Origin of the sequence: Mycobacterium sp. SMC-11 (assembly GCF_046250095.1) — a bacterium.
Taxonomy (GTDB): domain Bacteria; phylum Actinomycetota; class Actinomycetes; order Mycobacteriales; family Mycobacteriaceae; genus Mycobacterium; species Mycobacterium heraklionense_A.
Genome location: NZ_CP176430.1, coordinates 684,752 through 697,775 on the forward strand (window position 1 = coordinate 684,752; position 13,024 = coordinate 697,775).

Sequence of the window (13,024 nt, forward strand, 5' to 3'; positions counted from 1 at the left end):
CGCCCAATACTACCCGCCGTTGCCCAAGATTGAAACAATCGAAACAATCATCCGCGGGTGAGCCGATAACGGCGTCGCAGGGCTCGCCAACCCAGTGCGCCGGCCACCAGCGCGGCGATCGCCCCCAGCAGCGGCCAAACACCCAGTGCGTCGACCTGATCGGCCAACCAGGACTGCACGGCACCCGCCGCGCCGACCACCGGATCATCGGCGTCGCCCTCGGCGAAGTACAGGCGGATTTCGTAGTAGCCGTAATAGCTGACGTACAACCCGGTCAGCAGCGCGATCAGCCCGGCGATGCGTCCGACGTACGGCAGCACCCGCCGCATCGCGGAGCTGGCGCTAGAACCCGTCAGTGCCACCGCCAGCGCCGCAACGCCGACGGTGATGCTCATGCCCGCGGCGTAGGCGATGAACGCCAACACCCCCGCCAACGTCGAACCCTGCCGAAACGTCGTGCTGATCACCGCCAGAAACGGCGCGATCGTGCAGGACAGGGACGCTACGGCGTAGCCGACGCCGTAGCCGTACATCGACCCCAGACGTGCCGTGGGCGTCCCGCCCGCCGTGCCGGGCAGTAGCAGTGGGATCTCGCGGCCGGCCAACAGCCAGGCGCCCATCGCCAGCAGCGCCACGCCGATCACCACGGTGGCGAACGGCAGATACTTCTGCGCCGAAGCGATCAACGGCGAGACGGCCAATCCGAAGATGCCGAACACCGTCAGAAATCCGGTGGCCATCACCATGGTGGCCAGCGCTGCCCGCCCCAGTGCAGCCGGTCGCGAGGCGTCTCGGCTGGTGGCGATCACCAGGCCCAGATAGCCGGGAAGAAACGCGAATCCACACGGGTTCAGCGCCGCCACCAGCCCTGCCCCCAGGGCAAAACTGAGTGCGGCGGTGTCGATCACGAACCCGTCAGGGCCTGCAGCCGCCGGTTCAGCTCGGCTTCGGCCAGCGAGCCCGTCACCACCTCGATCCGGCCGTCCGGCCTGATGAAGGCGTACGCCGGTTGTCGCGTCACCCCGAACCTGGCCCACACCGCGGCGTCGGTATCGGCCAACTCGGTGAACTCGTCGACGCCGTACCTGTCGACGAACGCCCGCAGCGCATCGAGCCGGTCCTGCGCGCCCACGCCGACGAACGTCACCTTGGGGTGTGCGGCGGCCAGTCGAGCGACCATCGGTGCATCCCGTTGGCAGAGCGGACACCAGGGCGCCCAGAACCACAATACGGCCGGTCGGCCGACCAGGCTCGCACCGGAAAACGGTCGGCCGTCGAGGGTTTGAGCGGCGAAATCAAGTTGGGTGTTCTCGGCCCGGGTCTGCGAACCGCAGCCGAAGAGCAGTACGGCTATCGCCGCCACAGCCATGAGCAGTACGGCCGATTGGCGACGCCCAGAGGCCTTGTCTCGCGGCATACCGGCGAGTATGCCACCGCAACCTGCGGGGCTAAGGTGCTGCCATGGCACGCGGACGCCTGGAGCACACCGCCGACATCGCTGCGCCGCCCGAAACCGTTGCGGCGTTTCTCGCCGATCTGGTCAACTACGAAGCCCTGCACCCGATGCTGGTGGACGTGCGGCAACTCCCCGGCGGCGCCGACGGCGTCACCCGATACCTGGCTCCGCATCGCATGCGCCTCTACGGAATACCGATTCGGTTCACCTGCCGGGTGGACCTGCGCCAAAGCGCGCCCGGCGAAATCCGCACCCACACCCTGCAGCGGCCCGGCATCGAGATGTGGTCGACCATGACGGTTCGCCCGCATGCCGGCGGCACCAGATTGCACGAACTGGTCGACATCAGCGCGCCAAGGTGGTTGATGAAGACCGTGCTGCGTGACGGCGGCAGCTCCCACGCCGCGATGTGGGACAACCTGCGTCGCTATTTCGAACAGTGAGCGAGGCGGGCATGCTGGAAGCCATGAACCGAAGCCAGATCACCGAGCAGATCATCGCCGCCCGCCTCGCCAAGGGACTGACCTGGCAGGAATTGGCCGACGCAATCGACAAGCCGGTGGTGTGGACCACCTCGGCACTGCTGGGCCAGCATCCCATTCCCGCCGAGTCGGGCAAGGTCCTCGCGAGCCTGCTCGGGCTGGACCCGGAGGTGGTGCCGGTACTGGCCGCGGTACCGGTGCGCGGCGGGCTTACGGGGCCGCCCACCGACCCGACCATCTACCGGCTTTATGAGGCGGTGGGCGTGTACGGCCCGGCGATCAAGGAACTGATTCACGAACAGTTCGGCGACGGCATCATGAGCGCGATCAACTTCAGCATGGACATCGAGCGCAAGCCCCATCCGGGCGGCGACCGAGTGGTGATCACCTTCGACGGTAAATTCCTTCCCTACGAATGGAATTCAGCGGACTGAGCGCCGGTCGATGGCCACCCGTCGAGCCCGCGACACCCACCCGCTGACCGCCGACCTGGTGCTGTCGGGCGGGGGAGTGCGCTTCGTCGGGCTGGTGGGAGCGGTGGTCGCCCTGATGGACGCCGGCTACTCGGTGCAGCGCATCTCCGGGGTGTCCGGCGGCTCGGTGGTGGGCACGATTCTGGCTGCCGCCGCCCAGGGCGACCAGCTGACCGCGGCGCAGGTCAAAGACCTCGCGCTGTCGGTGCCACTGCATACCTGGCGCGACGCGGGGCCGCTCCCGCTGGTCGGGCCGGTGTGGGGGTTCCTGCGCGACAGCGCCCTGTACCGCGGCGACGTCGCCCACGATTGGATCCGCGGTGAGCTGGCGAATCTCGGGGTGCGCACCTGGGGAGATCTGGGCTACCACGCGGAGAACCTGATGCCCGAGCGGCGCTACCGTGCGGTGGTCACCGTGACCGACGTGACGACCGGGCAGCTGGTTCGGCTGCCGTGGGACTACCGGCGGGTGTACGGGCTCGATCCCGACGAGCAGTCCGTCGCCGACGCAGTGCGCGCCTCGATGGCTGTCCCGTTCTTCTACCGGCCGGTCACGCTGACCAGCGCCGCCGGGCTGCGCTCCACCCTGGTCGACGGCGGGGTGCTGTCGAACTTCCCGATCTACACCTTCGATCGGCTCGACGGCCGCGCACCGCTGTGGCCCACGTTCGGGGTCACCGTGGTCCCGGAGGTGTCCGACGGCATCGGTGCCATGGTTCCGGTGCTGCGGCCGCTGCGGCTGTTCGGGCAGTCACTGCTGCTGGAGAACCTGATCAGCACCATGCTGGTCGGCCACGACCAGACCTACCTGAACCAGCCGTGGGTCAGCGTGCGGGCCATCAAGGTCAACTCCACCGATGTCAGCGTGCTGGACTTCGACATCTCCCGAGACCGGTTGGAGAAGCTCTACGAGAACGGCTACGCCGCGGCGAGTGAGTTTCTGTCGAGCTGGGACTGGCCGGCCTACCTGCGGCGTTTTAGGGCATCGCACTACCCAAGCAAGGGTTCAGCTAACAGCGACTGATGCTTCGGGCTCAGCTGCGGTGTTTGCCCAACTCCGCGCTGGGGTCGCCGAGCCGCACCGTGATGTCGGTGTTGCCGGCCGCCTCCAGCTGCTCGCGACCGCGCAACCGGTCCTGGATCTCGCGGGCTGCGCCGTTGATCCGTTCGATCTCGCCGCGGAACACGTCCGGGCGGGTCTCCTTGCTGGCGTAGTGGAAGTAGCTGAGCAGACTGCGCAGCAGCTCCAACTTCTGCTTCTCGCGCTTGGCCAGGTCGTGTGTCGTCATCAACTCGACACGCCGCACCGGGGGCAGGTCACCCCAGTCGAGGACCACCTTGTTCTCGTACCGAGGCTGCTTGCCCCGCCGCCCGAACCAGCCCTTGGGCTCGTCGGGGCTGTCGGCGTAGCTGACCGTCCCGGTGAACCGGGACTCGATGCCCTCACCGAGCTCGGCCCGGTCGATCGCCGAGTCCCACACCGTGCGCCATTCCTGGTTCGGCGCCAGCACCGTCAGTTCTTCGGGCAGCTGCAGCGCGACGACATCGGCATAGCCGTCCGAGGCGGTTTCGTAGCGGGCCACCGTCGGTGGCTGGTCGAACGCGAACCGGATGTCGTAGGCGGCGGTCTTGCCGAAGTTACGGACCACCAGCTCGATGACGTGCCAATCGGCGGCGTGCGGCTCCATGAACATCGCCACGTGGGGGCGGGTCTGTTCGGCGGCCAACCGGCGGTTGCGCTGCAGTTGCCGGTTCAAATAGAACAGCGCCAGCACGGTGATGACGATGGCCAGCCAGGCGGCCCAGGCCAGCCAGGTATCCGCGCCCACGTGCGCGACGTCGTACAAGCGGTCCTCAACTGATCCCATCAGCTATCCCCTCATCCGCCCATCAGCATGCGCCACCGGTCCAGGCTTCCGGCGCTGAATACGTAGTTGGATCGCTTCACCTCGGAAAGTGCCGCGCTCGGGTCGGCCGAATACCAGTGGCCGGGGAACACCGTCGGGTCGCCCGGCAGGGCCGCCAACTGCTGCAGGCTGCGATACATTTCGTCGGAGTCGCCGCCCGGGAAGTCGGTTCGGCCGCAGCCTTCCAGGAACAAGGTGTCGCCGGCAACCAGCCGACCGTCCAGCAGGAAACACTGGCTGCCCGGCGTGTGTCCGGGCGTGTGCAGCAGCTCGATCTCGATGGCGCCGATGCTCACCTTGTCGCCATGCTCGTGCGCGGTCAGATCCGACATCGGAATCTCGGTCACCCGCGAAACCCACTGTGCTTCATGGGTATTCACGTGTACCGGAACGCTGACCCGTTCCAGCAGTTCGGCCAGGCCCTTGAGTTCGAAGCCCATCATCTTGCCGCCGACGTGATCGGGGTGGTGATGGGTGACCAGGACGCCGGACAGGTGCATACCGTCGGCCTCGAGCGTGTCGAGCAGATCGCCGGCGGCGTAAGCCGGGTCGACCACGACGGCGTCGCCGGTCTGCCGGTCGCCGATCAGGTAGGCGAAGTTGCGCATCTGGGCGGCCATCGGGTCGCCGGCCGCGAAATCGCGTCCGGAGAGCAGCTGGCGGAAATACAGCCGGTCGGATTCGGGCACGCCCTCCAGCCTAAGGCAGCGGCGATTGCAAGCGCGGCGGAGCCGGGCGACGCAGGTCGCCGCTATTTGCGGGAGTCGATTGCAAGCGCGGCGGAGCCGGGCGACGCAGGTCGCCGCTATTTGCGGGAGTCGATTGCAAGCGCGGCGGAGCCGGGCGACCACCAAGCCAAACGGGCTCTGGCCAGCGCCTGTCGTCGCGGTTTGGTGACCTCGTGGCCGAGGTTGTAACCTTCTACAGGCTTGCAGCACCGGAAAGGGTCGCTGTAGGCGAAGGCCCCCTTAGCTCAGTCGGCAGAGCGTTTCCATGGTAAGGAAAAGGTCAACGGTTCGATTCCGTTAGGGGGCTCGGTGGACGCCAGTCGGTGCGCCGACTAGCGCCGATCGGGGCGGTGTAGCTCAGCTGGTTAGAGCGCACGACTCATAATCGTGAGGTCGGGAGATCGAGCCTCCCCACCGCTACTGCAAGCAATACGACATGTGAAGAAGGACGACAGACGTGGCCTCCAGTACTGATGTGCGGCCGAAGATCACCTTGGCCTGTGAGGTGTGCAAGCACCGCAACTACATCACCAAGAAGAACCGCCGTAACGACCCCGACCGGCTGGAGCTGAAGAAATTCTGCCCCAACTGCGGCAAGCACGAGTCGCACCGCGAATCTCGCTAAGTAGGCCGAGCCGTGTCGTTGGCAGACCGTCTCGCCGGGGCGCAGTACCGCTATCCCGACTTCTACGAAGTGGACCGGGAGAAGATCCGCGAGTACGCGCGCGCGGTCAAGGCGGCGGATCCGGCTAGTTTCGACCTGCGGGCGGCCGCCGATCTTGGCTATGACGGCCTGGTTGCCCCGCTGACCTATATCTCGGTTTTCGGGCACATGGCGATTTCGGGTTTCTTCGAACACTGCGGTGTCGAGGTCTCGGACGCCCAGATCGTCCAGGTCGACCAGAAGCTGGAATTTCACCAGCCGATCAAAGAGGGCGACCGGCTCTACTGCGACATATCGGTGGAGTCGATCCGCCGTGCGCACGGTACGGACATCATCATGACCAAGCAGGTCGTCACCAATCACGCCGGTGAGATCGTGCAAAAGACGTTTACGACGCTGGCGGGTCGCGCCGGCGATGGAGATAAGGGTTTCACCGATGGCGTTGCGTGAGTTCAGTTCGGTCAAGGTCGGCGATCAGCTGCCCGAGCGGGCCATCCCGCTGTCGCGACAGGACCTGGTCAACTATGCCGGCGTGTCCGGCGACCTGAACCCGATCCACTGGGACGACGAGATCGCCCAGCAGGTGGGTCTGGACACCGCTATCGCTCACGGCATGCTCACCATGGGCCTCGGCGGCGGCTACGTCACGTCGTGGGTGGGGGACCCGGGCGCGGTGACCGAGTACAACGTGCGTTTCACCTCCGTGGTGCCGGTGCCCAACGACGGCAAGGGTGCTGAGATCACCTTCAGCGGCCGGGTGAAATCGGTGGATCCCGAAACGAAGACGGTGACCATTGCGCTCACCGCCACCACCGGTGGCAAGAAGATCTTCGGGCGGGCGGTCGCTTCGGCCAAGCTGGCTTAGGGGAAAGCGCAGCGATGGCGATCAAAACTGACATCAGGGGGATGATCTGGCGGTACCCGGAGTCGTTTGTGGTGGGCCGCGAAAAGATCCGCGAGTTCGCGCGATCGGTCAAGGCTGAGGACCCGGCCTGTTTCGACGAGGCCGAAGCGGCCAAACTGGGCTATGACGCACTGGTGGCGCCGCCGACCTTCGTGGCCATCCTGGCGAAGCTGGTGCAGTCCGACTTTTTCCGCCACGTCGACACCGGCTACACGACCATGCAGATGGTCCAGGTCGATCAGGGCTTCAGGTTCCTCAAGCCGATCAAGGCTGGCGACAAGCTTTACGCCCGGATGGAGATCGCCTCGGTCAACGAGCGTTTCGGCGCTGACATCGTCACGACCCGCAACATCGTGACCAACCAGGACGGCGACACCGTGCTGGAGGCGTTCACCACGATGATGGGCCACGACGGCGACGATTCGGTCAACCTCCGGTGGGATGCCGAATCCGGTCAGGTCGTCCGAACAGCCTGATTAGTAACTGGCCCAGGCGGCGAGGTACACTCGGACTTCGGGGTTTTCCCAGCATTAGCGCGCTTTCCGTGAGGCGAACGGGGGGCGCGCGAATTGTGTGAGCCGGAGACGGCGCACGGGTAAGGCTTCCGAACCCAGAGGTTGGTACGCCAACCGCGAAGGGGCGTAGCTCAACTGGCAGAGCAGCGGTCTCCAAAACCGCAGGTTGCAGGTTCAAGTCCTGTCGCCCCTGCTGACGTGCCATGGTGGACACTGGACACCATGCGCGGTACGGCAATGAGGTAAGCGCGAACAACGAAGGAGCATGCGGTGACCGACGAGCTCGACCGTCCCGACGCCGCAGCCGACGGCGATAGCGATGCCGAATCCGGCAGCAGCAGTCGCACGGCCGTGGTGAGCAGGCAGGTCGGCGACCCGCTGCGGCCCACCGGCAAGCGTTCGCGGCGTCGTGGTGCCGGTGACGGCGCCGACGTGGAGTCCACGGCTACCGAATTGGACGCGGAAGACGCCGCGGATGCCGAGAAGGCCAAGAAGAAGGCGAAGAAGAAGGCCGAAGGGCCTTCCCGCAACCCGTTCGTCTTCGTATTGAACTTCCTCAAGCAGGTCGTCGGCGAACTTCGCAAGGTGATCTGGCCGAACCGCAAGCAGATGGTCACCTACACCGCGGTGGTGCTGGCGTTCCTGGTCTTCATGGTGGCATTGGTCGCCGGGGCAGACTTCGGATTCGCTCGGCTGGTGCTGCTGGTGTTCGGCGAGTGAAGTTATAGGAAGGACTGACAACCGTGACTACCTTCGACGGCGACACGCCCGCGGGCGAGCCGGTCGACGTGGCGGAGGCCGCTGAGGTTCCCGCTGAGGACTCCGCGGTGGAGGCCACCGAGTCCGCCGAGGCTGAGGCCACTGAGGACTCCGAGGACTCCGGCGCCCCCGAGGTTGCCGAGGCGGCCCAGGACGAGCCGGCCGAGGAACTCGACCCCGCGGTGGCGCTGAAAGCCGAGCTGCGCTCCAAGCCGGGCGACTGGTACGTCATCCACTCCTACGCTGGGTACGAGAACAAGGTGAAAGCCAACCTCGAGACCCGCGTGCAGAACCTCGACGTCGGCGACTACATCTTCCAGGTGGAAGTGCCCACCGAAGAGGTCACCGAGATCAAGAACGGCCAGCGCAAGCAGGTCAACCGCAAGGTGCTGCCGGGCTACATCCTGGTTCGGATGGACCTGACCGACGACTCCTGGTCCGCGGTGCGCAACACCCCAGGCGTTACCGGATTCGTCGGCGCCACCTCGCGACCGACCTCACTGCCGCTGGACGACGTGGTCAAGTTCCTGCTGCCGCAGGGTGCGGCCAAGAAGCAGGCGCGTGGCACGGCGGCCGGCGCGGCCGCCGGCGGCGCCGTTGAAGGCGGTCTGGAGCGGCCGGTCATCGAGGTCGACTACGAGGTCGGCGAGTCGGTCACCGTCATGGACGGTCCGTTCGCCACGCTGCCCGCCTCGATCAGCGAGGTCAACGCCGAGCAGCAGAAGCTCAAGGTGCTGGTGTCCATCTTCGGTCGCGAGACACCAGTGGAACTGGCCTTTAACCAGGTCTCCAAGATTTAGTACGTAGGAAAGGAAACACCCTCTCATGGCCCCGAAGAAGAAGGTCGCCGGGCTGATCAAGCTTCAGATCAAGGCTGGCGAGGCCAACCCCGCGCCGCCGGTCGGACCCGCACTTGGTCAGCACGGCGTGAACATCATGGAGTTCTGCAAGGCGTACAACGCCGCGACGGAAGGCCAGCGCGGCAACGTCATCCCCGTGGAGATCACCGTCTACGAGGACCGCAGCTTCACCTTTGCGCTCAAGACCCCGCCCGCGGCACGGATGCTGCTCAAGGCCGCCGGTATCGCCAAGGGCTCGGCCGAACCGCATAAGACCAAGGTCGCCAAGGTGACCTGGGACCAGGTGCGCGAGATCGCCGAGACCAAGAAGGCCGACCTCAACGCCAATGACATCGAGGCCGGCGCCAAGATCATCGCCGGTACCGCCCGCTCCATGGGCATCACCGTCGAGTAGTACCCCCCCACTCGACGAATGTCCTGAGCACGACGAAGCGGGCCGAGGAACGAGGCCCAGCGCAGGAGTGCGAAGGAGTATTCGGAGAGAAACGGAAACGTGGGAGGGCCAGCTTCGGCCCGCCAACCACAACCAACCACCTGAGATTGGATAACCAATGAGCAAGACCAGTAAGGCCTACCGCGCCGCCGCCGAGAAGGTGGACCGCGACAACCTCTACACCCCGTTGCAGGCGGCCAAACTCGCCAAGGAGACGTCCTCGACCAAGCAGGACGCCACCGTCGAGGTCGCCATCCGGCTCGGTGTTGACCCGCGTAAGGCCGACCAGATGGTCCGCGGCACCGTCAACCTGCCGCACGGCACCGGTAAGACCGCCCGCGTGGCGGTGTTCGCGGTGGGTGAGAAGGCGGAGCAGGCCATCGCCGCCGGCGCCGACGTGGTCGGCAGCGACGACCTGATCGAGCGGATACAAGGTGGTTTTCTAGACTTCGACGCCGCGATCGCCACCCCGGACCAGATGGCCAAGGTCGGCCGCATCGCCCGCGTGCTGGGCCCGCGTGGTCTGATGCCCAACCCGAAGACCGGCACCGTCACTCCCGACGTCGCCAAGGCCGTCTCCGACATCAAGGGCGGCAAGATCAACTTCCGTGTCGACAAGCAGGCCAACCTGCACTTCGTCATCGGCAAGGCGTCGTTCGAAGAGGCAAAGCTGGCGGAGAACTACGGCGCGGCCCTCGACGAGGTGCTGCGGCTCAAGCCGTCGTCGTCCAAGGGCCGCTACCTCAAGAAGGTCACCATCTCGACGACCACCGGCCCCGGCATCCCGGTGGACCCGGCCGTCACCCGCAACTTCGCGGCTGAGTAAGACTCCACGAAAAAGCCCCCGCACGCTTCGGCGTGGCGGGGGCTTTTTCGTGTGGCTTCTGGCGCCGGTGGAACCGGCTAGGGCGCTTGCTTGGCGTAGGTCACCAGGCTGACGTCCAGCGACTCATCGGTGAAGTAGTACTCGCAGCCGCGCAGGTACTTCATGTAGCGCTCGTAGACCTCTTCGGACTGGATGGCCACCGCTTCGGCGTGGTGGGCCTCCAGTGCGTCGCCCCAGATCTTGAGCGTCTTGATGTAGTGCGGTCGCAGCGAAAGCGCCTCGGGCACAGTGAAACCGGCCTTCTCGCCGTGCTCCACCATCATGTTGGTGGTGGGCAGCCTGCCGCCCGGGAAGATCTCGGTCAGGATGAACTTGATGAACCGCGCGGTCTCGAACGTCAGCTTCTTGCCGCGCGCGTTGAGCTCATAGGGGTGAAAGCTCACGCTGCTCTGGATCGTCATCCGGCCGTCGGCCGGCATGATGTCGTAGCTGTTCTTGAAGAAGTTGTCGTAGTTCTCGAAACCGAAGTGCTCGAACGCCTCGATCGAGACGATTCGGTCCACGGGCTCGTCGAACTGCTCCCAGCCCTGCAGCAGGACCCGCCGTGACCGGTCCGTGTCGATGTCATCCAGCAGACTCTGCGAGTAGGCGTGCTGATTCTTCGACAGGGTCAGGCCGATGACATTGACGTCGTACTTCTCGACGGCACGCTTCATGGTCGCACCCCAGCCGCAACCGATGTCGAGCAGCGTCATCCCCGGGCGCAGGTCCAGCTTGTCCAGGTTCAGGTCGAGCTTGGCGATTTGGGCTTCTTCCAAGCTGGCGTCCGGCGGCTCGAAGTACGCACAGCTGTACATCCGGGTCGGGTCCTGGAACAGCGCGAAGAAGTCATCGGACAGGTCGTAGTGGGCCTGGATGTTTTCGAATTTCGGGCGCATGTCTGCGGTCCGGGTCGATTTGTCCACCATCTGTGACTGGTTGCCTTCCTGATGAAACCCGCTGTGACCGGCCGTGATAACCGCCTTGTCGTTCCGTGCCGGTCAACTGTTGCAGCTTAGCGGGTCGGGGGTGAATCGGTTGACGTGAAATGTAGCCAAGCCGGAACCCGCGGCAGGCCGATCCCGACTATTTCTGCAGCGTGTACTGGTGGACGCTGGTGTTTCCGTTGCGGAACAGTTCCACGCACCCGTTGAGGTACTTGTCGAAGCGGTCGTAGGCCTCCTGGCCCTGCACCTCGATCGCCCGCTCCTTGTTGGCCGCCAGCATCGCCGCCCAGTCCTGAAGGGTGCGTGCGTAGTGCGGCCCGATCTCGTCGTCCCGGGTCACGGTGAAACCGGCGTCGGCGGCGTACTTGCGGGGCAGCCACGCCGACGGAAGCTGTCCGCCGGGGAAGATCTCCCGCATGATGAACAGGGTGAACTTGGCCAGGTTCATCGTCATCGGGATGCCCTTGGCCTGCGCTTCGTCCTGCCCGCTGATCGCGGTGATGGTGTGCAGCAGCATCCGGCCGTCGTCGGGCAGTGCGTTGTAGGTGATGTCGAAGAAGGCCGGCCAGCGGTCGCGGCCGAAGTGCTCGAACGCGCCGATCGACACGATCCGGTCCACCTTGTCGGTGAACTCCTCCCAGCCCTGCAGTCGCACCTCGACGTTGCGGCTGGTCTCCACCTTGGCCAGCTTGTCGATGGCGTACTGGCGCTGCTCGCCGCTGAGAGTGAGCCCGATGACGTTGACGTCGTACTTCTCCAGGGCACGCTGCATGCAGGCCCCCCAACCGCAGCCGATGTCGAGGAGCGTCATGCCGGGCTCCAGACCCAGCTTGCCCAGCGCCAGGTCGAACTTGGCGATCTGCGCCTCGTCGCAGGTGGTGTCCTTGTCCGGGTAGAACCCGCAGGTGTAGCCCATCGTCGGACCTAGGAACAACTCGTAGAACTCATTAGAGATGTCGTAGATCGACTGCAGTTCCTCGTACTTCGGTTCCAGTTTGGGCATGGCTCAGTTCACTCGCGATCTTCTCAAAATTGGGGGGAGAGTGTGCACAGACTACCGTTGCTCATCTGTTACGAGCACTTCGGTGTGGTCTTGACCACTGAGTGGCCATTGAGCGAGATTATCTCGCGGCGGCAAATGTCGTGGTCAGCTCGCTGATCACCGGGTCCCACAACTCTTCGGGCAGGTCGTGACCCATGCCCTCGAACAGCACCAGCCGGGCGCGATCGATGGCGTCGGCGACCGCCTTGCCTCCTGAGGGCCGCATCAGCTTGTCGGCCAGGCCGTGGATGACCACAGTCGGCGCCGTGATCAAGCGGTCATAGGCAGCCAGGCTGCCGCTGGCCAGGATGGCGCCGAACTGCCGGGCGATGCCCCACGGGTAGTAGCTGCGTTCGTAGGCCTCGATGATGTTGGCCCGAAGTTGTTCTTCCGGTGCCGGGTAGCGCGGACTGCCGATGATCCGGCTGGCCCGCACCGCGTTGTCGATGATGACGTCGCGGGGGGAGTCCGGTGACGGACCGGTCAGCAGCGCCATCAGTGCGCGCGGTGCCGGAGGGGGAAGGAAACGCCGGTTGTTGCTGGAGAAGATGACGGCCAGCGAACGGGTCCGGGGCGCGAACCGTGCGGCGAACACCTGCGCGATCATGCCGCCCATGGATGCGCCGACGACGTGCGCCTGCTCGATCCCCAGGTGATCCAGCAGGGCGGCGGCGTCGTCGGCCATGTCTTCGAGGGTGTAGACGGCCGGGCTGGGCTTACCCAGCCAGAATCGCGCCATCCGGGGAACCAGTGCGCCACGGGCGCGCTCGCGGCCCAGCTTGCTGGACAAGCCGACGTCGCGGTTGTCGTAGCGGATCACCCGCAGGCCGTGGGCGACCAGCTTCTCGCAGAACCCGGTGCGCCACAGCAGTAGCTGAGCGCCCAGGCCCATCACCAGCAGCACCGGCGGGTCCTCGGGGTTTCCCAGGTCTTCGTAGAAGATCTCCAGATCGCCCGAGCGGGCCGTGCCGCTGCGCATCTCCACCACG

The 13,024-nt window shown here is 65.5% G+C and carries 18 protein-coding genes and 3 tRNA genes; 14 read left to right on the plus strand and 7 right to left on the minus strand.

Translation table 11 applies throughout. From position 1 onward, the window contains the following. Positions 1-47 precede the first annotated feature (47 nt). Both ACKY0X_RS03230 and ACKY0X_RS03235 read right to left on the minus strand, forming a co-directional pair. Positions 48-908, minus strand: coding sequence for a cytochrome c biogenesis CcdA family protein (locus ACKY0X_RS03230; RefSeq protein ID WP_409428290.1), 861 nt, complete (start codon positions 906-908; stop codon positions 48-50). Then, positions 905-1,417, minus strand: a complete 513-nt coding sequence (locus tag ACKY0X_RS03235) for a redoxin domain-containing protein (protein WP_409428291.1) — start codon at positions 1,415-1,417, stop codon at positions 905-907. The genes ACKY0X_RS03230 and ACKY0X_RS03235 overlap by 4 nt, the downstream gene beginning before the upstream one ends. A 44-nt stretch (positions 1,418-1,461) precedes the next feature. On the opposite strand from ACKY0X_RS03235, the gene ACKY0X_RS03240 reads away from it, so the two are divergent. Genes ACKY0X_RS03240 through ACKY0X_RS03250 form a run of 3 tightly spaced genes read left to right on the plus strand, consistent with a single transcriptional unit; the run spans position 1,462 to position 3,435 of the window. Further along, entirely contained in the window at positions 1,462-1,899 is a 438-nt protein-coding gene (locus tag ACKY0X_RS03240; RefSeq protein WP_409428292.1) for an SRPBCC family protein, read from the plus strand. Positions 1,900-1,910: 11 nt separating this feature from the next. Further along, the gene (gene cynS, locus ACKY0X_RS03245) at positions 1,911-2,372 is read left to right on the plus strand and encodes a cyanase (protein WP_065042350.1); all 462 of its coding nucleotides are present in this window, start codon (positions 1,911-1,913) and stop codon (positions 2,370-2,372) included. Between the two features lie 10 nt (positions 2,373-2,382). Then, entirely contained in the window at positions 2,383-3,435 is a 1,053-nt protein-coding gene (locus tag ACKY0X_RS03250) for a patatin-like phospholipase family protein (protein ID WP_409428293.1), read from the plus strand. A 10-nt stretch (positions 3,436-3,445) separates the two neighbouring features. On the opposite strand, the gene ACKY0X_RS03255 is transcribed toward ACKY0X_RS03250, so the two are convergent. Further along, on the minus strand, positions 3,446-4,279 hold the full coding sequence (locus tag ACKY0X_RS03255) for a hypothetical protein (protein ID WP_065042339.1): 834 nt from the start codon (positions 4,277-4,279) through the stop codon (positions 3,446-3,448). Between the two features lie 11 nt (positions 4,280-4,290). Then, a complete protein-coding gene (locus ACKY0X_RS03260) occupies positions 4,291-5,007 on the minus strand; it encodes an MBL fold metallo-hydrolase (protein ID WP_409428294.1) in 717 nt (238 codons plus the stop codon). Positions 5,008-5,280: 273 nt separating this feature from the next. Here ACKY0X_RS03260 and ACKY0X_RS03265 point away from each other — a divergent pair. From ACKY0X_RS03265 to rplA, 11 genes are all read left to right on the plus strand, one after another. Then, positions 5,281-5,353: transfer RNA gene (locus ACKY0X_RS03265), tRNA-Thr, on the plus strand. Between the two features lie 39 nt (positions 5,354-5,392). Beyond that, positions 5,393-5,466: transfer RNA gene (locus ACKY0X_RS03270), tRNA-Met, on the plus strand. Positions 5,467-5,503: 37 nt separating this feature from the next. Then, positions 5,504-5,671, plus strand: coding sequence for a 50S ribosomal protein L33 (gene rpmG, locus ACKY0X_RS03275; RefSeq protein ID WP_024440978.1), 168 nt, complete (start codon positions 5,504-5,506; stop codon positions 5,669-5,671). A 12-nt stretch (positions 5,672-5,683) separates the two neighbouring features. Further along, on the plus strand, positions 5,684-6,160 hold the full coding sequence (gene hadA / locus ACKY0X_RS03280) for a (3R)-hydroxyacyl-ACP dehydratase subunit HadA (protein WP_409428295.1): 477 nt from the start codon (positions 5,684-5,686) through the stop codon (positions 6,158-6,160). Beyond that, a complete protein-coding gene (gene hadB, locus ACKY0X_RS03285; RefSeq protein ID WP_409428296.1) occupies positions 6,147-6,575 on the plus strand; it encodes a (3R)-hydroxyacyl-ACP dehydratase subunit HadB in 429 nt (142 codons plus the stop codon). Before hadA ends, hadB begins: the two co-directional genes overlap by 14 nt. Positions 6,576-6,589: 14 nt before the next feature. Further along, entirely contained in the window at positions 6,590-7,090 is a 501-nt protein-coding gene (gene hadC / locus ACKY0X_RS03290; protein WP_065042335.1) for a (3R)-hydroxyacyl-ACP dehydratase subunit HadC, read from the plus strand. Between the two features lie 159 nt (positions 7,091-7,249). Continuing rightward, positions 7,250-7,322, plus strand: a tRNA-Trp gene (locus ACKY0X_RS03295). A gap of 77 nt (positions 7,323-7,399) precedes the next feature. Next, complete coding sequence (gene secE, locus ACKY0X_RS03300) at positions 7,400-7,849, plus strand: preprotein translocase subunit SecE (protein ID WP_065042334.1); 450 nt, start codon at positions 7,400-7,402, stop codon at positions 7,847-7,849. 23 nt (positions 7,850-7,872) lie between these two features. After that, the gene (nusG, locus tag ACKY0X_RS03305) at positions 7,873-8,688 is read left to right on the plus strand and encodes a transcription termination/antitermination protein NusG (RefSeq protein WP_409428297.1); all 816 of its coding nucleotides are present in this window, start codon (positions 7,873-7,875) and stop codon (positions 8,686-8,688) included. A gap of 25 nt (positions 8,689-8,713) precedes the next feature. Beyond that, a complete protein-coding gene (gene rplK / locus ACKY0X_RS03310) occupies positions 8,714-9,142 on the plus strand; it encodes a 50S ribosomal protein L11 (protein ID WP_046285412.1) in 429 nt (142 codons plus the stop codon). Positions 9,143-9,299: 157 nt separating this feature from the next. Next, the gene (rplA, locus tag ACKY0X_RS03315; RefSeq protein ID WP_409428298.1) at positions 9,300-10,007 is read left to right on the plus strand and encodes a 50S ribosomal protein L1; all 708 of its coding nucleotides are present in this window, start codon (positions 9,300-9,302) and stop codon (positions 10,005-10,007) included. 77 nt (positions 10,008-10,084) lie between these two features. On the opposite strand, the gene ACKY0X_RS03320 is transcribed toward rplA, so the two are convergent. From ACKY0X_RS03320 to ACKY0X_RS03330, 3 genes are all read right to left on the minus strand, one after another. Further along, positions 10,085-10,975 (minus strand): cyclopropane mycolic acid synthase family methyltransferase, encoded by an 891-nt coding sequence (locus ACKY0X_RS03320; protein ID WP_409428299.1) that lies wholly within the window; start codon positions 10,973-10,975, stop codon positions 10,085-10,087. Positions 10,976-11,132: 157 nt separating this feature from the next. Further along, positions 11,133-11,996, minus strand: a complete 864-nt coding sequence (locus ACKY0X_RS03325; protein ID WP_409428300.1) for a cyclopropane mycolic acid synthase family methyltransferase — start codon at positions 11,994-11,996, stop codon at positions 11,133-11,135. A 118-nt stretch (positions 11,997-12,114) separates the two neighbouring features. Then, the gene (locus tag ACKY0X_RS03330) at positions 12,115-13,023 is read right to left on the minus strand and encodes an alpha/beta fold hydrolase (protein WP_409428301.1); all 909 of its coding nucleotides are present in this window, start codon (positions 13,021-13,023) and stop codon (positions 12,115-12,117) included. Between the last annotated feature and the right edge of the window lies 1 nt (position 13,024).

What these genes read in the sequence shown, in the direction of transcription:
- ACKY0X_RS03235 (WP_409428291.1), bottom strand. Translation starts at nt 1,417, where the DNA reads ATGCCGCGAGACAAGGCCTCTGGGCGTCGCCAATCGGCCGTACTGCTC.
- ACKY0X_RS03240 (WP_409428292.1), top strand. Translation starts at nt 1,462, where the DNA reads ATGGCACGCGGACGCCTGGAGCACACCGCCGACATCGCTGCGCCGCCC.
- cynS (WP_065042350.1), top strand. Translation starts at nt 1,911, where the DNA reads ATGCTGGAAGCCATGAACCGAAGCCAGATCACCGAGCAGATCATCGCC.
- ACKY0X_RS03250 (WP_409428293.1), top strand. Translation starts at nt 2,383, where the DNA reads ATGGCCACCCGTCGAGCCCGCGACACCCACCCGCTGACCGCCGACCTG.
- ACKY0X_RS03255 (WP_065042339.1), bottom strand. Translation starts at nt 4,279, where the DNA reads ATGGGATCAGTTGAGGACCGCTTGTACGACGTCGCGCACGTGGGCGCG.
- hadB (WP_409428296.1), top strand. Translation starts at nt 6,147, where the DNA reads ATGGCGTTGCGTGAGTTCAGTTCGGTCAAGGTCGGCGATCAGCTGCCC.
- hadC (WP_065042335.1), top strand. Translation starts at nt 6,590, where the DNA reads ATGGCGATCAAAACTGACATCAGGGGGATGATCTGGCGGTACCCGGAG.
- rplK (WP_046285412.1), top strand. Translation starts at nt 8,714, where the DNA reads ATGGCCCCGAAGAAGAAGGTCGCCGGGCTGATCAAGCTTCAGATCAAG.
- rplA (WP_409428298.1), top strand. Translation starts at nt 9,300, where the DNA reads ATGAGCAAGACCAGTAAGGCCTACCGCGCCGCCGCCGAGAAGGTGGAC.
- ACKY0X_RS03320 (WP_409428299.1), bottom strand. Translation starts at nt 10,975, where the DNA reads ATGGTGGACAAATCGACCCGGACCGCAGACATGCGCCCGAAATTCGAA.
- ACKY0X_RS03325 (WP_409428300.1), bottom strand. Translation starts at nt 11,996, where the DNA reads ATGCCCAAACTGGAACCGAAGTACGAGGAACTGCAGTCGATCTACGAC.